Origin of the sequence: Natronococcus roseus, from assembly GCF_043677095.1 — an archaeon.
Taxonomy (GTDB): Archaea; Halobacteriota; Halobacteria; order Halobacteriales; family Natrialbaceae; genus Natronococcus; species Natronococcus roseus.
Window position 1 is genome coordinate 713,697 of the sequence record NZ_JBHLJR010000001.1, and the last position, 19,011, is coordinate 732,707.

A 19,011-nucleotide genomic window follows, 5' to 3' on the forward strand; every position below is an offset into this window, starting at 1 on the left:
AACGAGGTCGGCGACATCGAGCGGAGAAAAATTCGGCGCCGGCCGAGCGCTTTTCAGTGACGCTACGGGGACGGGCAGTTCCGACGCTCAGGCGTCCTCGGCCTCGAGCGTCCAGTCGCCGTCGGCCTCGATGTCGATCCAGACCGTTCCGCCCGCCGCGTACGACCGCGAGCTGTCGAACGATCCAGTCTGGTCGACGAGCTGTTCGTAGCTCCCGTCGGCCCCGTAGCCGGTGACGACGAACTCGCCGTCGCCGTCGTGGGTCGGCAAGAGCGAGACGTCGTCTGGCGCCCAGAGCGGGCCGACGAACGAGGAGCCGTTGCCGGAGCGCTCGACCGGGAGCTCCTCGAGGTCCTCCCCGTGGATCTCCGGCTGCGAGAGGTCGACGAGCCACTCCCCGTCGCCCGCTATCTCGAGCTGATAGCTGCCGCCGTCGACGGGAAGGATTGATTCGCCGGTCGTCTGTCCGGCGGTCGTCGCGAGCACGTCGCCGTCGAGCTCCACGACGAACTCGTCGTCGCCGTCGTGGGAGAAACTCGCGACGACGACCCCCTCGTCGAACTCGACCGTTTCGGTTGCCGATCCGTCACCGTCGAACTCGTAGGAACGACCCGCCTCGAGGATCGTCCCTTCGGGGCGCTCGTCGTCTACGTCGTCGTCGGTCTCGCGCTCGTAGCTCTCGTCGACGAGGTCGGAGGGCGTGATCACGTCGAGCCCGCGGTGTTCGAGGTGGTTAAGCAGGTGCTCGAAGTCGTCGAGGCTCATCTCGCCGTCCTCGGGATCGTCGGTGTCGACGATCCGTTGCATGCGCAACACGGTGAGCTGGTTGTACTGATCGACGAGGTTGATGTGCCGGCGCACGCCGTCGTGAAGCGAGGGCCCCCAGATGTGCGGAATCATGTGACGCTCCGTCGGCGGCATCGTGCTCGGACAGGAGCCGAACAGGAACGCCGTCTCGTGAACGTCCCTGACGACCTCGTAGGTCTCCTCGCTCATCCGATCGCCGGGGACGAGCAGGTGTCGCGCGCCGTCCTCGAACCCCTGTTCCTCGAGCATGTCCTTCGCGTTCTCGAGGACGGTTCGCTGTCGGTCCTGGGGCGAGTCCGAGAGCGCCGTCGTGGTCGACGGGTTCGAACAGATGTCCCAACCCCGGTCCTGCAGTTCCTGAAGCTGCGTCGCGTCCATCCGACCGCCCTCTCCGATCGCCTCGGGGGGCATCGGAACGGCGGCGCGCCAGCCCCGCTCCTCGAGCATGTCGGCGGCGATGTCGTACTGGGACTCGTAGCCGCCGTGGAACAGGAGGATCGCCTTCCCGTTGTCGACGGACTCGACCTTTCGGAGGTCGTCGACGGCCATCTTGATCGGTCGGCCGTCGTTCGTCGCGAGGATGTTGATCGCGGTGACGTTCGAGAGGTCCGGCTCGTCGCCGGGTTTGTGTTCGTACCCGCAGTCGAGCCGGAACCAGCCCGTGAACTCGCCGGGGACCGTCCGAACGGTCGTAAGCCGGCTCCCCCGGCCGGGCGCGACAAACTCGACGACGATCCGGTTCGCGGACTCCGGTTTGACCGCAAACGAGACGTCGTGCTCGGTGAGGTCGATCCCGTCCGAGAAGTAGACGGTCAGCCCCGCCTCCTCGCCGTCTTCGTCCTCGACGACCGCGGCCTGCGATCCTCGTCGCGCCTCGTCGGACGACATCGAGAGCTCGCCCGACCGCCGACTCGGCTCCTCCTCGAAGTCGGCTAACAGTTCGCCGTCGTCGATCGCGGGCCACAGCGTCTCGCCTCCGCCGTCCCCACCGTCGTCGGAGTCGTCGCCGTTCCCGCCGTTCGAATCGTCGCCGTTCCCCTCGCCGTCGCCGTTCCCGTCGTCGCCGTTTTCGTCTTCGGACAGGAAGTCCGTACAGCCGGCGAGCGTCGCCGACGTTGCACCGACAGCGGCCAGCAGCCGCCGCCTGGACGACCCGAATCCAGTGTTAGTACCGTTATCCATGTGTGATCTGAACTTTCCGCACCTGTATACTTGTTAATAGAGGTACTAAACCTTCTTCCCGAAAGGACTGTATCCGAGACCGATCGGTACGGAGACGCTTATCCGATAGCTAACACCCCGCCTGCTGGCGGTTTCAGACGATTTCCAGAGTGGACCGATCGGCACCAGCCAGCTCGACGAGCGCGTCGGCCTCGAGAAGGTGACAGTCGCCGGGGACGACCAGCAGGTGCAGCGGATCGCCGAACGACCGCTCTGCGAGCTCGGTCATCATCCCGGCTGCGACGAGTGGGTCGGGACTGCCGGCTCGAGCGACGACGACCCCGACGAGATCCGGGTAGACCTCGGCCAGTAGCTCGGCACCAACGTCGGCGGTCATGTACTCGTCGCGCTCGGCCTTAATATCCAGATAAACGACGGTGTGGTGCCCGTCTGCGCGGTTCGCGTCGATCGTCCCGGTCACGCTCGCGGGGAGCCCGTCGGCGCCGTGAGCGTAGGGGAAGGGAAGCGTCGTCGCCTTCCCGAACCGGTAGTTCTGTAGCCCGGTCAGGGAGCTGGCGGCCGTCTGGGCGGTGACGCCGTGAATCACCCGCGTCTCGATTCCGCGCTCGTGGGCCCGCAGCCGGAGGTCGACGTGGGTCGTCGAGATCATCGTATCGCCGGCCGTCAGGAAGGCCACATCCTCGTCCTCGGCCGCGGCGAGCATTTCCTCGGGTTCCTGTTCGACGCCCGCCCGATCGCGAACCTCGATCGAGACGTCGTGGGCCGACTCGAGCTCCTCGACGGTCGTCCCGAGCAGCTTGCTGGTGTAGAACTCGGCGTAGGCCCGATCGGCCTCCCGGAGCGCTCGTCGGCCCTCGACGGTGATCGACCGCTCGTCGTAGAGCCCGAGCCCGATGAAGGTGAGCATGGCCGTCGGTAGCGTGAGCGGCCGTTATAAGCTTTCGACACGGCGATCGAAGCGTCAGCGTTAGGAGCCGGCGGCGGCGAGTGTCGGTATGGAGGTGCCGTGTGTCCGCGTCGAACCCGAGGCGGGCGAAGCGACGCGCTCGAGCCTCGCCGAGGCGGACCTGATCGACGACGACTACGAGATCACCGTCGCGGGCGGCTGGCTGTACGTCCCGGTCACCGACCCCGACGCGGTCTCGAGCGAGTACGAGGTCGTCGAGCGAGCCGTCGACGAGCGTCAGAGCCAGACGACCCCCGCGGAGCTGCTTTCGTTCGAGCCGTCCTACGAACGCCTCGGGGAGGCCGCCCTGCTCGACGAGGACGACCCCGAGCGCGCTCGAGCGATCGCCGACGCGATCCTCGAGTCGGATCTCCCCGTCGACACCGTGCTGAACAAGGCCTCGAAAGTCAAAGGCGAGACGCGAGTTCGGGACTGGGAGCTGCTCGCGGGCGAGGGGACCGAGGTCGTCCACCGCGAGTACGGCTGCGAGTTCGCGCTGGATCTCGCCGAGGTGTACTTCTCGCCACGACTCGCGACGGAGCGCCACCGCGTCGCCGAACAGGCGGGGAGCGGGGAGCGCGCGTTCGACATGTTCGCCGGCGTCGGCCCCTTCGTGATCCCGTTCGCGAAAGGCGGTGCCGACTGTATCGGCGTCGACGTCAACGAGACTGCGATCGACTACCTCCGGGAGAACGCCCGCCGAAACGGCGTCGAGGACCGCGTCACGCCGATCTGCGACGACGTCCACGAGGTCACCCCCGACTACGAGAGCTGGGCCGACAGGATCGTGATGAACCTGCCCCACAGCGCCGACGCCTTCCTCGAGTCGGCAGTGACGGTGGCGGGCGAGGACTGTACGCTGCACTACTACGACATCCAGCACGAGGACGACCCGTTCGGTCCCGGCGAGCGGGCGATCCGCGAAGCGGCCGAGCCCGAATATGAAGTGACCGTCGAGACACGACACACGGTCCGCTCGTACGCGCCACACGAGCTGAACGTCTGTCTCGACGTCCGGCTCGAGCGATAGGTCATCGTACGGAACGCGATACCACGACCGTCGCGATTCGCAACCCTTATGGACGGTATCGGACGTACGAATAGATGCACTCGTCGACGTGCCGGTGTAGCTCAGACTGGCAGAGCGAATCCTTCGTAAGGATTAGGTCGAGGGTTCAAATCCCTCCACCGGCTTACATCCTCTAGTTCAAAACTTCTACTCCTTAGTCTCGAGTCTCTCGAGGATTTGGCTCGAATTGGGCCCAACTTCGAGTTCAAAGCCACACTGTCGGCAATGGAGGGGTCGGCATGGTCTCGGTCATCGACGACCGCGACCGAGGCCTGGACGTCGAAGACGAGAGCTGGCGTCAGTGGCCCCTTGAGTCGGCCGATGCGGTTGGGAGCGAGCGATCTCGCCGCGGGCGGCAGCTTCGACATCACCGACCCGTCGGAGCGGGCGACCCCGGAGACGGTTCCCGAAAACGCGACCTTCGAGCGCACGAGTAAGGGCGAAAGCCGGTCCTCGAAGGAGCTGGTCTCGGGTCTGACGACGATGACGACGAAACATCGGTCACGGTTACCGACGGTGGCCGTACCAAGTTCTCAACGGTTAGTTCTCGTCAGCCGCGTCGGCAGATTCTGACTCCTCGTCCTCTTCGTCGTCAGCACCTGGCCCGAGACCGGCCTCTGGCTCCTCGTCGATCTCTTCTTTGGCCGCATCCATGCCTTCCTCGTCGGAGTTGGAGTTCGACGAATTGGTGTCGTTTCCCACGCTATTGGGTAGGTGCGCTGGGAAACATAACCTCGCTACCTACTGGCTTTGGGGCGCTCGCCCGGACGTTCTCCCAGGAGTGATCATCACTCAACAGCGGAACGGAGATTGCGAGCCCGTGACCGACGGCGACCCCGAGGAGATCTACCGACACGAGGCGAGCACCGATGGGCCGGACGGCGACCTCCGGTCGGCGATAGCGGTTCATCGAAGAGATCGGCGACGTCTGCGCCGCTCTCGAAGCGATCCGAGAAGGGGATCAGCAGCTTGCGATCGGCGACGATCCCGTTGCGGGCCTCCGTGTGGATTCGAAGCCAACCGATGGGACGTCACGTATCAGAGCCCGGAGCGCGTTCGTCGCGCCCAGCAGTGTTAAAACCGCGACTCCAGACCTCGGGTTCGTGGTCCTCCATTGGCTTTTTCCTCCCGCGAACAAGTTTGAGAGCGACGGGTACTTTTTTCCCTGTGACGCTATCGGGCTTCCCTGTAGTACGGTCCGAACCGCTGTTCGTCGTTCGCCGAGAGGTCGATCTCGTTCTCGGCGAGCAGCTCGATCATCCGTTTGGTCTCACAGTCGTACCACGTCGAAAGCACTCGAACGTTCTTCTGCGCGTAGTCGTAGTTCCGTTCGAGGACGCGTCTATCAGTCGGGTCCAGTTGACGAGCTTTCATTCCATCCCACCTCTGTCCCCCAATCATGCATGATTCGTAATAAGCTTGTTGTGCGTTATCACTGATGCCGGACCTTTTGAACTCGACTGCCAGCCGCGCTCGAGGTCGACGTCCGACTCGAGTGATCGATCGTCGGGCCGGCCGAGTTTCCGTCCCGTTCGTCGTCGAAGTCCGCAGTTCACGCCGTAAGACTGTCATCGGTACCCACTGCAACATCGGTTCGAATCGGTGTACGGACACGCCGCCTCGGCTCGTTGGCGACCGCTCCCCCCGCGTCCGCTTCGGAGGGTCATCCCTCGAGAACGAATCGTATACGCTCTTTGCCCAGCGGGAACATTGAGGGTTCATGACCGAGACAAGCGGGGGGCTGACAGAACAGTCCGCCCTCGGAATCGTCGCGCTGGTGACCGGGATCCTCGCGGCGCTGCTCGTCCTCCCGTACCTCCAGTACGTCCTGCTCGCGGTCGTGCTCGCCTACGCGCTCGCGCCGTTTCAGACGATTCTCGAGCGAGTGCTGAGCCCGACCGCGTCGACGCTGGTGTTGATCGCGGGATCGCTGCTCGCGCTCGTACTCCCGGTGCTGTACGTCCTCGTCGTCGCGATCCGACAGGCGTCGGAGCTGGTGGGAACGATCCAGCAGCAGGGGCTGGACACGATGGCGATCCAGGACGAACTCGAGGGGTTCGGCTATCAGCTCGATCCCGAAGCCGCCATCGCGGCCTACGAGGGCAACCAGGGCCAGATCGACGACGGCCTCCACGGGCTCCACGGCGCGGTCACCGGGACCCTCGAGTTTCTCGGCGGCCTGCCGTCGATCGCGTTCGGGCTGACGGTGACGATGTTCGTCCTCTTCGGGCTGCTCCGGGACGGCGATCGGTTGGTCGACTGGCTCCAGACCGTGGTACCGATCAGCGACGACGCCAGAGACGAACTGTTCGCCGAACTCGATCGGCTCATGTGGGCGTCGGTGATCGGCAACGTGATCGTCTCCGCGATCCAGGCCGTGTTGCTCGGGATCGGCCTCTGGCTGCTCGGCGTGCCGGGCGTCGTCCTGCTCACGGTGGCGACGTTCGTGCTCGCCCTGCTCCCGCTCGTGGGTGCGTTCGGGATCTGGGTTCCGGTCTCGATCTACCTCGTCGCCGTCGGGCGACCGCCGGCGGCGCTGGCGCTGGTCGGCTACGGAACGTTCGTCAGCATCTCGGATATGTACCTTCGCCCGGCCATCATCGGAAAGAGTGGGGCTCTCAGCGCCGCGGTGATCGTTCTCGGGATCTTCGGTGGGGTCGCGATGTTCGGCGCCGTCGGGCTGTTCGTCGGTCCCGTCATCCTCGGCGCGGCCAAGATCGCCTTCGACCTCTTCAGTCGGGAGTGGCACGGGTCGGCGGCGTGAGATTATCGCGGCTGCTCGAGACGGGCACGGGCACTCGTTCGGACCGACCTCACCCGAGCCGCGAACTCGGCTGGCTCAGGGTGTTCGTCGTTCCATGTACTCGTCGTGACTGATCTTCTCGAGGGCGTCAGTCGGAAGACAGAGCAGGTCGCTGCGGCGCTTCGGGAGCACGCCGTCCATCACCGCGCCGCTTGCGTAGTCGACGTACCACTCGAGGTCGACCAACGAGACGTCGCTCGTCTCGAGGACCCGACCGACAGCCGCTTCCGCCTGCGGGAGTTCCCGTTCGATCGAATCGGGCAGTTGATCCGGACGTACACAGACCATGTCGCCGGGGCGAAGCGCCATTCACTAGCCGCATCGATCGGCTGGAGGTTAATAATTCCGGCTTGCTCAATACTCCTCGATCTCGGAACGACTCGGCCGAAAGGCCGAAGACGCGGCTTCTCGAGGCCGATTCGATCGATCAGAGAAACGCCGTCAGGAGCAACGCGACTGCGACTCCCAGCGCGGGTACGTCCCGCCGGGAGAACGCGAGCGCCGGAAGCGTGGGGTTCCAGGAGAAACATCGCGCCCGCAGCGCGAGCGAGAGTCGGTCGGCCCGGTCGAACGTCCGCGAGAGCCCGAGGAGGCCGATCGTCGTCGCGCGCTCGCGGGCGCTTCGCTCGGTGCCGAGTCGCGCGGCCGACGCGTCCCGGATCGTCCGCAGGTCCGACTGCACGACGGGCAGGAACCGGAAGACCAGCGCGACGCCGATGCCGAGGAGCTGTCCGGGCTTTCCCGGAACCGTCCGCTGGATCGCCGCCCGGGACTCTCGAACCGGCGTCGTCCGGACGTAGGCGGCGCTGACGAGCAGGACGAGCAACACCCGGTAGCTCGCCAGCGCTGTGGCGAGGCCGGCCTCGAGGTCGATCCACGGCGGGCCGAGGGTCGCGGCGGCGACGAGGGGACCCGCCGCGAGGATCACCAGCGCGAACCGGTAGGCGTACAGCGTCCGCAGTAAGGGTACCCGTGCGAGCGCCAGCACGACCGCGGTAACGACCGAGAGCCCGAGCAGGGCCCGCGGTGCGGTGTGAGCCAGCGCGGTCGCCGCGAATCCGATCTGGACCGCGAGCTTGCTCCGGGGATCCAGATCGTGGACGACCGTCTCGCCGGGCTCGTAGGTCAGCATCGCTCCTCGAGGTCCGCCCGCGTTCGAGGGACGCGAACCGGCAGTCCGTCCAGTCCCTCGAGAGCCCGGTCGGGGGAGTCGTCGACGACGACCCGCCCGTCGGCCATCGCGATCACGCGGTCGGCCAGCCCGAGCACGTCCCGCAGGTCGTGGGTCGCGAGCAGGATCCCGGTGCCGTCGACGGCAAGCGCCTCGAGTCGGCCGAGCACCGAGCGGCGTGCGGGCTCGTCGAGCCCGGTGAACGGTTCGTCGAGCACCAGATGAGTCGGCTCCATCGCGAGCGCGCCCGCGATAGCGACGCGGGACTGTTCGCCGCCCGAAAGTCGGTCGATCCGTTCGTCCTCGCGTCCCCGTAGATTCACCGCCTCGAGGGCCTCGGCGACGCGGCGGTCGATCTCCTCGCGCTCGAGGCCGAGGTTCGCGGGGCCGAAGGCGACGTCGTCGCCGACAGTCGCGGCGACGAACTGGTCGCGGGGGTGCTGGAACACCATTCCGACGCTCGTTCGGGCGCCGATGACGTCGTCCTCGACGGGAGTGCCGTCGACCAGCACCGTTCCCTCGTCGGGGCTCAGCAGGCCGTTGCAGTGACGCAACAGGGTCGTCTTCCCGCTGCCGTTCGCTCCCGCGAGGACGACGAACTCGCCGTCGGGGATCGAGAGGGAGACGTCATCGAGCACCCCTACGTCGTCGAAACCGAACGACACGGAGCGGAACTCGAGCATCAGATCGTGTCGATCCGACCGCTCTCGACGATCGCGACCGCGGCGGCGATCTTCAACACCTCACCCGGAATAAACGGCAGCGCACCGACCGTAATCGCCTCCCAGAGCTCGAGCTCGAGCAGCCAGGCCATGTAGCCCACTCCCATCCCGTAGATGAGGACGGTCGCGGTGACGAGCGCGACGACGACGAGCGGCGTCGAAACCTCGGCGGGATCCCGAAGGTCGGTCCCGCGGTGGACGAGCAGGCCGATCAGACCGGCGGCCAGGGGGTACGACCAGAGGTAGCCGGCCGAATCCCCGACGAGGACGCCGAGCCCACCGGCCATCCCCGCGAACACCGGGAGTCCGATCGCGCCGGCGGCAAGGTACAGCAGTATCGAGACGGTCCCCCAGAGCGGACCGAGCAGTAGCCCGGCGAGAAAGACGAACAACACCTGCAGCGTGATCGGCGCCGGAGAGAACGGGATCGGTATCGCGATCGGTGCCACCGCGCCGAGAAGCGTCGCGAGCAGCGCCGCTCGAGCGAACGCGTGGACGACGTCGCCGTCGACGAGGTCGACGTCTCCCTGTTCGGTTGCCATACGTCACCACCGCCGTAAACCGTGATCAAAACTTCGGTTCACGAACTGGGCCAGCCGTAGCTGCCGGTACAGTTACATCGAAAGGAGGGATCGACAGTCAGTGCTGGTGACCGGTCGCTTCGGCGAAGGTCTGGCCGAACCGCTCCTCGAACTGGTCCATGATGCGTTCCTCCTGGGCCTCGAGCTCCGGATCCGAGCCCTCGCCGTGGTGGACGATGTGGTGGGCCCGGCTGGCGAACGAGAGGAGGGTGATGTCGCCGACGGTCTCGGCGGCGTCCTGGTCGCCCTCGGCGAGGAGATCGATGAGACCGGCGGGGAGCGTTACCTCGTCGGTCTCGTCGTCGTCGGTCGAAATCGTGATCGTGGTTGTGTCGACGTCGTCGGTCATACCCCGACGGAGGGGTGGGCCACCTAAAGACCCTGTGGCTCGGCCGTGCTCGAAGGGTGTGGTGTGATACCCCTCCGCGAGGCTTTTGCTACTCGGCGACGAACGGCCTGGTATGCCCACTATCGAACTCGAGGCGGAGACCGTCGAACGGCTGGACGGACTGCGCATCGAGGACGAGTCCTACGACGAGCTCGTCGTGGAGCTGATCAGCATCTACGAAGCCAGCGAGTACACGCTCTTTCACGCGCGGGCTGATACGGTCCGCTGTGAGGAGCTCCCGGGACAACCGCAGGACGGGGCGCGGTCGCTCCGCAACTAGCGGACGGGAGACCGTGCGAGCGGGGCAGATAGCGGACGATCTCAGTCGCCAGTCGCGGCCTGCCGGACCGACTCCCATCGCCCCTTCGACTCGAGCTGGCTCTGGAGCTGGTCGGCGTACTCCTGGGTGAGCTGTTCTGCCGCCCGCAACTGTTCCTCCCGGTCGTCGCCCCCGTCCCCGCCCAGTCCGAGCGCGCCGAGGATGGAGTCGACGACCCCGCCCGACGAGTTCGAGGCGCCGCCACCGCCGCCTTGGCCGCCCATCGCACCCATCTGTTGCTCGACGTTCTCGAGTTCGGGGATGATCTGGTCGACCTTCTCGGTGTTGGCGACGATCCGGGCTCGGTCGGGATCGTCGGCGTCCTCGATCTCGAACTCCGTCGCGGTCATGATCAGGCTCCACTGCTGGCTCGAGAACCGCGAGTCCTGAACGCGCGCGGAGAACTCCTGATCGACGGTCATCCGTTCCCCGACGATCCGGTCCGTCCACGAGGTGTCGCTCATGGCCGTCGATTGCGCGGGTGTGCGTATCAGCGTTTCCCTCGCCGCAGCGCCGACGGTGGGCGATCCTGGGCTCAATCGAGTCGTTCCGAGCCCTCGGCGTGACGGCTCGAGAGCTCGACGTATCGGTCCGCCGTCTCCTCGAGGCGCGGATCGTCGACCTCGGCTTTCGGTTCGGCGGGCGCGCCGGCGACGAGCGTCTCGGGTTCGACCTCGGTTCCCTCCGTGACGACGCTGCCGGCCGCGACGACCGCACCCTCGCCGATCCGGGCGCCGTCGAGGACGACGGCGTTCATCCCGACCAGCGCGCGCTCGCGGACGGTCGCGTCGTGGACGATCGCGCTGTGGCCCACCGTGGCGTAGGGCTCGAGTTCGGCGTCCTCGTGGAGGACCGCGTTGTCCTGGACGTTCGCGCCCTCGCCGACGACAATCCGGCCGTGATCGCCCCGGAGGGTCGTGTTCGGCCAGACGCTGGCGTCGGCCTCGACGACGACGTTGCCAATCACGACTGCGCTCTCGTCGACGTACGCCGAGTCGGCGACCTGGGGTTCCGTCCCTTCGAACGAGCGAAGCATGGCGGCTACCTCTCGCGAACGGGGCTTGAATCTACCGTCGATCGAAGTGTGTTCGACCGATCCGTCGTATAAATACCAATGTATGTTGGCGGTAGCTCTAATGCGGTATCCCCACTACGAAGAAGTAGGCAGTGGACGGACGTACCAGAATGCATCCGTAGCCCGCTGCCGTGCTCCGAAGGCCCCGTCTTCGAATCAGGAAGTCTACCCCGCTTCCGTTCCCCGAAGACCCCACCTTCGACGTGGAGGGTTCGACCCCGCTTCCGTTCACCCAAGACAGTCACCTTGATCAGGGGGGTCAGACCCCGCTTCCGTTTTGCGGCTTCCTTCCCTTTCCGCTCGACCCGAACGGCGAGATCCATCGCCGATCAGAGCCACCCGTAATTCGCCGATCAGTCGCCCGACCGGCTCGAGACGGTAGTGACCGACGAACCGATTACGACCGGGCCGTCGGTCGAGGGCACGACTGTCACCGTGTCGGGTTCGTGAACAGTGCGGTTGGATCGCTCGTCGATGCAACCGCTCAGCGCCAAGAGTGCAGCGGTGGCTACGATTCGGGCGATGCGTCTGGCTCGAGACTCGAAACGGCCGGACACTAGCAGCGCTCCCGGCAATCACGAAAGAAGTACTGCTCGATTTTAGAAGGCGCTGCCCTCGAAGTCGGTGTCTGCGTGGAGACTGTCCTTCAGCGCGTCGTGGACCTTACAGAGCTCGAAGGCGCGGTCGATTACCTTCTGGCCGGTGTCGTCGTCGACGTCGGCCTCGACGCGGATGTCGAAGTGGACCGACTCGAGCTTGTCGTCGTCGTTGAGCTCGCCCGTCGACTCGATCTCGATCCGACCGAGGTCGCCGGCGTCGCGCTGCTGGCCCCCGACGCGCAGCGCGGGGACGTAACAGGAGGCGTACGCCGCCAGCAGGCTCTCGAGGGTGTCCGGCGCCTCCTCGCCCTCGGCGTCGATCGTCGTCTCGAACTCGCCGATCTCGTTCGTCGCGCTGAACCCCTCCTCGGAGACGGTGGTGACTTGTTTCGACATCGCAGTCGGGACAACCACTGCCGTCGCCGTAAACGTTGTTCTCGGGGGCAACACCGTCCGGTTCGAGTTTCCGCCGAAAAATGGACGTGTCTCGGTCTGCCGGCTCAGCTCTCGAGTTCGAACGGCTCGTCGGCCTCGAGGACGTGGACCTCGGCGTCGCTGCCCGTCCCCGCGACCTCGCTCTCGAACTGCTCGGGATCCTGCTCGATCGGCGGGAACGTATCGTAGTGCTGGGGGAACGCGTGGTCGACGTCGAGCCAGTCGACGGCGACGGCGGCCTGCCAGGGCCCCATCGTGAAGTGGTCGCCCATCGGCACCGCCGCGGCGTCGGGCTCGAGGTAGGGTCCGACGACCTCGCGCATCTCGGTCATCAGCGAGGTGTCGCCCGCGTGGTAGAACGTCGTCGACTCCTCGTCGCTGACCTGGGTCGGCTTCGTATCCGAGATCACGAAGCCGGCGGGCATCCCCGCGTCGACGTCGTACTCGGTCATGATACCGTTGGTGTGGTCGGCCCGGACCATCGTGACGAACGCGTCGTCACACTCGACGGTCCCGCCGAGGTTCATCCCCATCCCGCCGACGGCGTCCTCGAAGCCGAACTCCTCCTCGCAGTAGGAGACGAGTTCGGGGGTCGCGACCAGCGTCGCGTCGCTGAACTCGCCCGCGTCGGCGATGTGGTCGGCGTGGCCGTGCGTGAGCAGGACGTAGTCCGGTTCGTCGACGTCCGACGGCTCGAGGCCCGTCTTCGGGTTGTCGAAGAACGGGTCGATCAGCAGGTCGGTGTCGCCGACGGTGACGTGCCACGTCGAGTGGCCGTGCCAGGTGAGTTCCATAGCAGGCCAACGGTTGGTCGGAGACCGTCTTAAAACTGGCCGCGGGAGCTGCCGTGGGCCGCCTGCGGCCGCAGGCGACGACCGGAACGACGAGCCGGCAACCCGCGGAGCGATGCCGTGGCGTTTTTTGTACGGGGCTCCTACGACGGCGTATGCTCTCACTCTCGCTCGAGGAGTTCATGATCGAACTGAACGAGGGATCGATCAAGAACGTCGGTCCGACGAACAAGTCCGCGACGGTCAAGCTGTTCGGCGTCGAGGAGGCCGGTGCCCGCGAGTTCGGCGACAAGCGGGTCAAACTCGTCTTCGAGGACGAGGACGGCAACGAGGTACAGGTGTCGCTGTTCCCCGAAGACGTCCGCAAGATCGTCAAAGACGTCGAGGCGCTCGAGGACGATTCCCCGGTCTTCGAGTGAACGACGGCCGATTCCGGCGGTCGTTTCGCGCGCGGATCGGTCGGTACTGCCCCGAACGCATTCCGACAACCGTTTTAGGGCGAAACTGCTTGGTTCGTGTAGATGGGTAACTGTATCATCTGCGGCACGTCTGTCGACGGCGAGATCTGCGAGAGTCACGAGGAGGACGCGGTCTTCGAGTTCCGCGGAACCACCCCCTCGCAGCTCACCCCCGGTCGCTACTACCGGGGAACCGTCGACGGCTACGCCGATTTCGGTGTCTTCATCGATGTCGGCGATCACGTCACCGGTCTGTTGCACAGAAGCGAACTGGACAAGCGACTCGAGAGTCTCGACTGGGAGCCCGGCGACGAGGTGTTCGTGCAGGTGCTCGACGTCCGGGACAACGGCAACGTCGATCTGGGCTGGTCGATCCGCCAGCGCGAACGCGAGTTCCGCGGTCACCTGGTCGAGACGGCCGACGACGAGTACCTTCCCGAGGAAGCCGATGACGACGAGGCTGACGAGGCCGACGCCGACGCCGGTCCGAGCGCGAGCGACGCTAATGCCGACGCCGGTCCGAGCGCAAGCGACGCTAACGCCGACGCCGGTCCGAGCGCGAGCGCCGACGACGCCGGACCGAGCGACGACTCGAGTCCATCTACCGGCGGGACCGAGACGGTCGCCGCCGAGAGCGGCTCCGTCGCCGCCGAGACGACGGTTTCGACGGCCGCGACCGACGACGCCGCCGACGCCGAGCCGGAGGCCGAACCGGCGCTGAAGCGAACGACGATCGACGCTATCGAGAACCAGGTCGGCAGCGTCGTCCGCCTCGAGGGCGAGATCACCGGCGTCCGTCAGACCTCCGGCCCGACGGTGTTCGAGCTTCGCGACGAGACCGGCACCGTCGAGTGTGCGGCCTTCGAGGAGGCCGGCGTCCGGGCCTACCCCGACGTCGAGGTCGAGGACGTCGTCGCCCTCGAGGGCGAGATCGAGCGCCACCACGGCGACCTGCAGGTCGAGACCGAGACCCTCGAGATCCTCGAGGACGAGGCCCGCGAGACCGTCGTCGACCGCCTCGAGAGCGCGATCGAGCGCGAGGCCCGACCAGCCGACGTCGCCCCGCTCGCCGACCACGACGCGGTCGCGGCCGTCGAGGACGAGATCGGCGACGCCGCGACGGCGATCCGGCGTGCGATCATGGAGGCCCGCCCCGTCGTCGTTCGCCACGCCGCGACCGCCGACGGCTACGTCGCCGGCGCCGCCATCGAGCGCGCCGCGCTCCCGCTGATCCGCGAGAAACACACCCGCGAGGACGCCGAGTACCACTACTTCGAGCGCCGACCGCTCGAGGGTCGGGTGTACGACATGGACGCCGCGACCGACGACGTCACCTCGATGCTCGAGGCCCGCGACCGCCACGACGAGCAGCTGCCGCTGGTCGTGCTCGTCGGCGCGGGCTCGACCGTCGAGTCCGCCGACGGCTACGAGCTGCTCTCGCTGTACGGCGCCGAGGCACTGGTCATCGACGACAGCCGCGCCGACGAGGAGATCGTCGACGCCGTCTCGGCGGCCGTCGCCCCCTCGCTTTCCGGCGCCGACGTCGCCGACCTGACCTCGACAGCCCTCGCCGCGAACGTCGCCGCCCACGTCAACGACGACGTCCGCGACGACCTCGAGCATCTGCCGGCGGTCAGCTACTGGGAGAACGCCCCCGAGGCGTACCTCGAGCTGGCCACCGAGGCCGGCTACGACGAGACGGACATCTCCGAGCGACGCGAGGCCGTCGCGCTCGAGGCGTTCTACCAGAGCTACAAGGACAAGCGCGAACTCGTCGCGGACCTGCTGTTCGACGGCAACGCCGACCTCGCGGCCCACGTCTCCGAGCAGTTCCGCGACAAGCTCGAGACCGAACTGGGAACCGCCCGCGAGAACCGCTCGGTACAGGAGGTCGACGGGCTGACCGTCACCGTGCTCGACACCGACGCGTTCACCCACCGGTACGACTTCCCGACGACGATCCTGCTGCTCGACGCGCTTCACCGCCGCGAGCGCGAGGATTCGGACGTCACGCTCGGTATCGGCGAGGACGAACTGCACGTCCGAACGACCGAAGCGATCGACGTTCGGGCCCTCGGTAACGCGATCGCCGAACGAGTTCCGAACGGCGGCGTCCACGTCGTCGGCGGGCGGGACGGCCACGTCGAGTTCCTGCCCGGCGAGCGCGACGCCGTCCACGAGGCCGCACTCGAGGCGCTCGGCGAGACGCTCGCGTAATCGCGCCCTTCTCCGTCGTCCACGACCCGATCAGCGGCAGTGCCGGTCAGAAACGCATTTGGCAGTCGCTATCACACGTAGGGTATGGGCGCCGATCCGAGGACGCGGCTCCGCGAGAACGCCACGGAGGTGACGGCGACGCTCGTGACCGGGATCTGGCTCGCCGCGATGTTCACCGGCCAGGGGTGGTGGCTCGCGGCGCTGCTCTTCGGGTATATCGTCGTCGTGCCGATGGTCGCGTTGCTGTTCGGCGACGAGGACGACGTTCGAGAGTGGTGGACCGAAGACGAAATCGACCCCGAGACGCTCGAGGAGGCGGAAGCGGAGGAGCCGTCGGCCCGCGACGCCCTCGAGCGACTCCGCGATCGGTACGCGGCGGGCGAGCTGACCGACGAGCAGTTCGAGCGCAAGCTCGATCGGCTACTCGAGACGGAAACGCTCGAGGACGCCGACCGATGGCGCCGCGAGACGCGGAACGACCGCTCCGAGGACCTCGAGTTCGAGACGCGGGAATGAGCGGACCATATATGAGAGCGCGTTCGCTAGCGGCGCGCATGGGTATCTCACGACGGCGGCTGTGTTCGACGGGTGCGGCGCTCGCGATCGGCGGGCTCGCCGGCTGTTTCGGCGACTCCGAGGCGGACGGTGGGGAGTCGACCGACGGGGGCGGGAGCGACGAGTGGACGTGGTCGGGCTCGCTCCCGATCGAGCGCGTCGTCCAGCACCACGATCCCGACTGTGGCTGCTGCGAGGCGTACGTTGACTACCTCACCGACCACGGGTTCGACGTCGAGGTCGTCGAGACCGACGACCCCGAAGGTGTCAAACGCGAGCTGTCGGTTCCCGAGGACGCCTGGAGCTGCCACACGATCGAGTTCGGCGACTACCTCGTGGAGGGCCACGTCCCCCTCGAGGCCGTCGAGGAGCTGTTCGCGGAGGAACCCGACGTTCTCGGAGTCGCGGCTCCCGGAATGCCCCAACACTCTCCGGGGATGGGACCGCCCGGCGACGAACCGCTGTCGGTCGCCGCCTTCGAGGAATCGGGTGCGGTCTTCGAGTACGTCGAAGTCTGAGCGCTCACGCCGTTCGGGAGTCCTCGTTCGGTTCGGCTTCCTGGACGTCCTCGAGCAGGTTCGTAATTGTCAGCTCGAGCTCCCGACGCACCGTCTTCGCACCCAGCCGATCGAGCACGAACGACCAGATCGAGTCGAACGTGTACCTGGCGGTCGCCGTGACGCGGGCCTCCTTGCCGTCCTCGACGGTGACTCTCGAGTACCGCTCCTCGAACATCCCGCCGTCGACGAAGCGGTACTCGTACCCGTTCTCGAGCGGCGAGAACCGTACCGTCATCTCGGTTCCGTCGATCGCGACCGTCGCTTCGGCCCCGTCGTCGGTCGCCTCGCAGGCTCGAACCTCGTAGACGTCCGCGTACTCGAGGATCGAACGCGGCGTCAGTCGCTCGCGGAGTTGCTCGGCCGGCGGTTCGACGGTGTACGAGAGCTCGATCTCGCGCATTCGGGGTACCGTTGCGGGCGAGCGGTCAAAGCCGTACTGCTCCCGAGCGGAACGGTAGCGAGTCCGACACGCTTATTCACGCTCCGGGACCAACTCCGTGTAGTGAGTACCGAGACGCCCGAACCGACCGAAACCGACGCGTTCGAGAAGGTCTGCGAGACGCTCGTCGAGCGAATCCTCGACGGCGAGATCGACCGCGAGGAGGTCGAGAAGGCCAAGCTCGAGGCGTGTTCGGAACACTCGGCGCCGAAGGTGCCGAAGAACTCCGAGCTGCTGGACTACGCGCCCCAGGAGCGCCGCGAGGAACTCGAGTCGGTGCTTCGGCGCAAGCCCGTCCGGACCGCCTCGGGCGTCTCGCCGGTCGCGATCATGACCTCGCCCGAGCGGTGTCCCCACGGGAAGTGTCTCTACTGTCCCGGCGGCCCCGACTCGGAGTTCTCGAGCTCCCAGAGCTACACGGGCGAGGAGCCCGCGGCGGCGCGGGGCGTCCAGAACGACTACGACCCGTACGGCCAGGTGACCCTGCGCCTCGAGCAGCTCCGGGAGATCGGCCACCCCGTCGACAAGGTCGAACTCATCCTGATGGGCGGGACGATGACCGCCCGCAGCCACGACTACCAGGAGTGGTTCGTCAAGCGCGCCCTCGAGGCGATGAACGACTACGACGTCGACAAGGAGCCCGAGCCCGCCGAGGGGGTCAGCTTCGCGGAGGATCCCGAGGAGTACGAGTTCAAATATCTCGAGGACGTCATCGCCGAGAACGAGACGAACGAGATCAGGAACATCGGGACGACCTTCGAGACCAAGCCCGACTGGTGTGACCCCGAGCAGATCGACCGGATGCTCGATCTCGGCGGGACGAAAGTCGAGGTCGGCGTCCAGACGACCTACGAGCGAATCAATCGGGAAATGCACCGCGGCCACGGCGCCCAGGCGTCGATCGACGCCAACCGCCGGCTCCGCAACGCGGGGTTCAAGGTCGGCTTCCACATGATGCCCGGCCAGCCGGGGATGTCCAAGGAGATGTGTCTCGAGGACTTCCGCCGGCTGTTCGAGCAGGAACAGTGGAAGCCCGACTACCTCAAGATCTACCCGACGCTGATCGTTCGCGGGACCGCGACCTACGACTGGTGGCACGAGGGTGAGTTCGATCCCCTCACGAACGAGGAGGCCGCCGACCTGGTCGCCGAGATCAAGGACATGATTCCCCGCTACACGCGCCTCCAGCGGGTCCAGCGGGACATTCCGGCGGACTACATCGACGCCGGCGTCTGGAAGTCGAACCTCAGACAGCTCGCCCGAAAGCGCATGGACGAACACGGCTGGTCCTGTGACTGTATCCGCTGTCGCGAGGCCGGCATGAACGACGAGACGCCCGAGAACGTCGACCTCGACGTGATGACCTACGAGGCCTGCGGCGGCACGGAGCAGTTCATCTCGTTCGAGGACTTCGAGAAGGACCTCCTCGTCGGCTTCTGTCGTCTTCGGTTTCCCAACGACGGCGGCACCGCGGGCGGCTCCCCCTCGGCCGCGACGGGCGATCGGATCCGACCGGAGCTCGAGAACGCCGCCATCGTCCGCGAACTCCACGTCTACGGCAGCGAGGTCGCCATGGGAGACGAGGGTGAAAGCGACCAGCATCAGCACAAGGGGTACGGCCGCCGGCTGATGGAACGGGCAGAAGAACTCGCGGCCGACGCCGGCTACGACAAGTTGAGCGTCATCTCGGGGATCGGCGCCCGGGAGTACTACCGGAACAAGCTGGGGTACACGCAGGACGGCCCCTACGTCAGCAAGCGGCTGTAGGCCGCTGTGGCCCTTCTTTCGTTCGCTCGAGTCGATAGCACTGGCGCCGTTCTTCGAGCCCACCGTGCCGACGCCGTTCCTCGAGTTGCCTCCTCGTCGCCGTATCAGTATTCGTAGGAGAATCCCT

The 19,011-nt window shown here is 66.5% G+C and carries 21 protein-coding genes, 1 tRNA gene and 1 pseudogene; 9 read left to right on the plus strand and 14 right to left on the minus strand.

Annotated elements, in window-relative coordinates:
- Positions 1-87 precede the first annotated feature (87 nt).
- Both ACFEMD_RS03715 and dph5 read right to left on the minus strand, forming a co-directional pair.
- On the minus strand, positions 88-1,989 hold the full coding sequence (locus ACFEMD_RS03715) for a polysaccharide deacetylase family protein (RefSeq protein WP_394739543.1): 1,902 nt from the start codon (positions 1,987-1,989) through the stop codon (positions 88-90).
- A 133-nt stretch (positions 1,990-2,122) separates the two neighbouring features.
- The gene (gene dph5, locus ACFEMD_RS03720; protein ID WP_394739544.1) at positions 2,123-2,896 is read right to left on the minus strand and encodes a diphthine synthase; all 774 of its coding nucleotides are present in this window, start codon (positions 2,894-2,896) and stop codon (positions 2,123-2,125) included.
- 88 nt (positions 2,897-2,984) lie between these two features.
- Between dph5 and ACFEMD_RS03725 the strand changes: the two genes are divergently transcribed.
- Positions 2,985-3,965 carry a class I SAM-dependent methyltransferase gene (locus tag ACFEMD_RS03725; RefSeq protein ID WP_394739545.1) on the plus strand — a complete coding sequence of 327 codons (981 nt, stop codon included), beginning with the start codon at positions 2,985-2,987 and terminating at the stop codon, positions 3,963-3,965.
- A 90-nt stretch (positions 3,966-4,055) separates the two neighbouring features.
- Positions 4,056-4,129: transfer RNA gene (locus ACFEMD_RS03730), tRNA-Thr, on the plus strand.
- Between the two features lie 415 nt (positions 4,130-4,544).
- Here ACFEMD_RS03730 and ACFEMD_RS03735 read toward each other — a convergent pair.
- Together ACFEMD_RS03735 and ACFEMD_RS03740 are read right to left on the minus strand one after the other, a co-directional pair.
- Positions 4,545-4,706, minus strand: coding sequence for a hypothetical protein (locus ACFEMD_RS03735; RefSeq protein WP_394739546.1), 162 nt, complete (start codon positions 4,704-4,706; stop codon positions 4,545-4,547).
- A 471-nt stretch (positions 4,707-5,177) separates the two neighbouring features.
- Positions 5,178-5,378: a hypothetical protein gene (locus ACFEMD_RS03740; protein ID WP_394739547.1), complete on the minus strand. Its 201-nt coding sequence runs from the start codon at positions 5,376-5,378 to the stop codon at positions 5,178-5,180.
- Positions 5,379-5,724: 346 nt separating this feature from the next.
- On the opposite strand from ACFEMD_RS03740, the gene ACFEMD_RS03745 reads away from it, so the two are divergent.
- Complete coding sequence (locus ACFEMD_RS03745; RefSeq protein WP_394739548.1) at positions 5,725-6,768, plus strand: AI-2E family transporter; 1,044 nt, start codon at positions 5,725-5,727, stop codon at positions 6,766-6,768.
- Positions 6,769-6,843: 75 nt separating this feature from the next.
- On the opposite strand, the gene ACFEMD_RS03750 is transcribed toward ACFEMD_RS03745, so the two are convergent.
- The 5 genes from ACFEMD_RS03750 to ACFEMD_RS03770 form a co-directional block, all read right to left on the minus strand.
- Positions 6,844-7,116, minus strand: a complete 273-nt coding sequence (locus ACFEMD_RS03750) for a hypothetical protein (protein WP_278291094.1) — start codon at positions 7,114-7,116, stop codon at positions 6,844-6,846.
- A 118-nt stretch (positions 7,117-7,234) separates the two neighbouring features.
- Positions 7,235-7,939: an energy-coupling factor transporter transmembrane component T family protein gene (locus ACFEMD_RS03755; protein WP_394739549.1), complete on the minus strand. Its 705-nt coding sequence runs from the start codon at positions 7,937-7,939 to the stop codon at positions 7,235-7,237.
- A complete protein-coding gene (locus tag ACFEMD_RS03760; protein WP_394739550.1) occupies positions 7,933-8,661 on the minus strand; it encodes an energy-coupling factor ABC transporter ATP-binding protein in 729 nt (242 codons plus the stop codon). Before ACFEMD_RS03760 ends, ACFEMD_RS03755 begins: the two co-directional genes overlap by 7 nt.
- Positions 8,661-9,242, minus strand: coding sequence for a biotin transporter BioY (locus ACFEMD_RS03765; protein WP_278291097.1), 582 nt, complete (start codon positions 9,240-9,242; stop codon positions 8,661-8,663). The genes ACFEMD_RS03760 and ACFEMD_RS03765 overlap by 1 nt, the downstream gene beginning before the upstream one ends.
- Before the next feature lie 97 nt (positions 9,243-9,339).
- Positions 9,340-9,630: a DUF7545 family protein gene (locus tag ACFEMD_RS03770; RefSeq protein ID WP_005556965.1), complete on the minus strand. Its 291-nt coding sequence runs from the start codon at positions 9,628-9,630 to the stop codon at positions 9,340-9,342.
- A 112-nt stretch (positions 9,631-9,742) separates the two neighbouring features.
- On the opposite strand from ACFEMD_RS03770, the pseudogene ACFEMD_RS03775 reads away from it, so the two are divergent.
- Positions 9,743-9,877, plus strand: a pseudogene (locus ACFEMD_RS03775) (DUF7557 family protein); the annotation flags it as partial.
- A gap of 113 nt (positions 9,878-9,990) precedes the next feature.
- On the opposite strand, the gene ACFEMD_RS03780 reads toward ACFEMD_RS03775, so the two are convergent.
- From ACFEMD_RS03780 to ACFEMD_RS03795, 4 genes are all read right to left on the minus strand, one after another.
- Positions 9,991-10,452, minus strand: coding sequence for a DUF5799 family protein (locus ACFEMD_RS03780; protein WP_394739551.1), 462 nt, complete (start codon positions 10,450-10,452; stop codon positions 9,991-9,993).
- A gap of 71 nt (positions 10,453-10,523) precedes the next feature.
- The gene (locus ACFEMD_RS03785; protein WP_394739552.1) at positions 10,524-11,024 is read right to left on the minus strand and encodes a gamma carbonic anhydrase family protein; all 501 of its coding nucleotides are present in this window, start codon (positions 11,022-11,024) and stop codon (positions 10,524-10,526) included.
- A gap of 638 nt (positions 11,025-11,662) precedes the next feature.
- On the minus strand, positions 11,663-12,058 hold the full coding sequence (locus ACFEMD_RS03790) for an OsmC family protein (RefSeq protein ID WP_394739553.1): 396 nt from the start codon (positions 12,056-12,058) through the stop codon (positions 11,663-11,665).
- 104 nt (positions 12,059-12,162) lie between these two features.
- Entirely contained in the window at positions 12,163-12,891 is a 729-nt protein-coding gene (locus tag ACFEMD_RS03795; RefSeq protein ID WP_394739554.1) for a metal-dependent hydrolase, read from the minus strand.
- Positions 12,892-13,043: 152 nt separating this feature from the next.
- Here ACFEMD_RS03795 and ACFEMD_RS03800 point away from each other — a divergent pair, with 152 nt between their 5' ends.
- The 4 genes from ACFEMD_RS03800 (at position 13,044) to ACFEMD_RS03815 (ending at position 16,636) form a co-directional block, all read left to right on the plus strand.
- Entirely contained in the window at positions 13,044-13,307 is a 264-nt protein-coding gene (locus tag ACFEMD_RS03800; protein ID WP_394739555.1) for a hypothetical protein, read from the plus strand.
- A gap of 102 nt (positions 13,308-13,409) precedes the next feature.
- Entirely contained in the window at positions 13,410-15,563 is a 2,154-nt protein-coding gene (locus ACFEMD_RS03805; protein ID WP_394739556.1) for a DHH family phosphoesterase, read from the plus strand.
- Between the two features lie 84 nt (positions 15,564-15,647).
- On the plus strand, positions 15,648-16,079 hold the full coding sequence (locus ACFEMD_RS03810; protein ID WP_394739557.1) for an SHOCT domain-containing protein: 432 nt from the start codon (positions 15,648-15,650) through the stop codon (positions 16,077-16,079).
- A 38-nt stretch (positions 16,080-16,117) separates the two neighbouring features.
- Positions 16,118-16,636, plus strand: a complete 519-nt coding sequence (locus ACFEMD_RS03815; protein WP_394739558.1) for a DUF411 domain-containing protein — start codon at positions 16,118-16,120, stop codon at positions 16,634-16,636.
- 4 nt (positions 16,637-16,640) lie between these two features.
- On the opposite strand, the gene ACFEMD_RS03820 is transcribed toward ACFEMD_RS03815, so the two are convergent.
- Positions 16,641-17,078, minus strand: a complete 438-nt coding sequence (locus ACFEMD_RS03820) for an SRPBCC family protein (protein WP_394739559.1) — start codon at positions 17,076-17,078, stop codon at positions 16,641-16,643.
- 102 nt (positions 17,079-17,180) lie between these two features.
- Here ACFEMD_RS03820 and ACFEMD_RS03825 point away from each other — a divergent pair, with 102 nt between their 5' ends.
- The gene (locus tag ACFEMD_RS03825; protein ID WP_394739560.1) at positions 17,181-18,884 is read left to right on the plus strand and encodes a tRNA uridine(34) 5-carboxymethylaminomethyl modification radical SAM/GNAT enzyme Elp3; all 1,704 of its coding nucleotides are present in this window, start codon (positions 17,181-17,183) and stop codon (positions 18,882-18,884) included.
- Positions 18,885-19,011 lie beyond the last annotated feature (127 nt).

Coding starts and splice junctions, on each gene's coding strand:
- ACFEMD_RS03715 (WP_394739543.1), bottom strand. CDS start 1,989: ATGGATAACGGTACTAACACTGGATTCGGGTCGTCCAGGCGGCGGCTG.
- dph5 (WP_394739544.1), bottom strand. CDS start 2,896: ATGCTCACCTTCATCGGGCTCGGGCTCTACGACGAGCGGTCGATCACC.
- ACFEMD_RS03725 (WP_394739545.1), top strand. CDS start 2,985: ATGGAGGTGCCGTGTGTCCGCGTCGAACCCGAGGCGGGCGAAGCGACG.
- ACFEMD_RS03740 (WP_394739547.1), bottom strand. CDS start 5,378: ATGAAAGCTCGTCAACTGGACCCGACTGATAGACGCGTCCTCGAACGG.
- ACFEMD_RS03745 (WP_394739548.1), top strand. CDS start 5,725: ATGACCGAGACAAGCGGGGGGCTGACAGAACAGTCCGCCCTCGGAATC.
- ACFEMD_RS03750 (WP_278291094.1), bottom strand. CDS start 7,116: ATGGCGCTTCGCCCCGGCGACATGGTCTGTGTACGTCCGGATCAACTG.
- ACFEMD_RS03755 (WP_394739549.1), bottom strand. CDS start 7,939: ATGCTGACCTACGAGCCCGGCGAGACGGTCGTCCACGATCTGGATCCC.
- ACFEMD_RS03760 (WP_394739550.1), bottom strand. CDS start 8,661: ATGCTCGAGTTCCGCTCCGTGTCGTTCGGTTTCGACGACGTAGGGGTG.
- ACFEMD_RS03765 (WP_278291097.1), bottom strand. CDS start 9,242: ATGGCAACCGAACAGGGAGACGTCGACCTCGTCGACGGCGACGTCGTC.
- ACFEMD_RS03770 (WP_005556965.1), bottom strand. CDS start 9,630: ATGACCGACGACGTCGACACAACCACGATCACGATTTCGACCGACGAC.
- ACFEMD_RS03780 (WP_394739551.1), bottom strand. CDS start 10,452: ATGAGCGACACCTCGTGGACGGACCGGATCGTCGGGGAACGGATGACC.
- ACFEMD_RS03785 (WP_394739552.1), bottom strand. CDS start 11,024: ATGCTTCGCTCGTTCGAAGGGACGGAACCCCAGGTCGCCGACTCGGCG.
- ACFEMD_RS03790 (WP_394739553.1), bottom strand. CDS start 12,058: ATGTCGAAACAAGTCACCACCGTCTCCGAGGAGGGGTTCAGCGCGACG.
- ACFEMD_RS03795 (WP_394739554.1), bottom strand. CDS start 12,891: ATGGAACTCACCTGGCACGGCCACTCGACGTGGCACGTCACCGTCGGC.
- ACFEMD_RS03800 (WP_394739555.1), top strand. CDS start 13,044: ATGCTCTCACTCTCGCTCGAGGAGTTCATGATCGAACTGAACGAGGGA.
- ACFEMD_RS03805 (WP_394739556.1), top strand. CDS start 13,410: ATGGGTAACTGTATCATCTGCGGCACGTCTGTCGACGGCGAGATCTGC.
- ACFEMD_RS03810 (WP_394739557.1), top strand. CDS start 15,648: ATGGGCGCCGATCCGAGGACGCGGCTCCGCGAGAACGCCACGGAGGTG.
- ACFEMD_RS03815 (WP_394739558.1), top strand. CDS start 16,118: ATGGGTATCTCACGACGGCGGCTGTGTTCGACGGGTGCGGCGCTCGCG.
- ACFEMD_RS03820 (WP_394739559.1), bottom strand. CDS start 17,078: ATGCGCGAGATCGAGCTCTCGTACACCGTCGAACCGCCGGCCGAGCAA.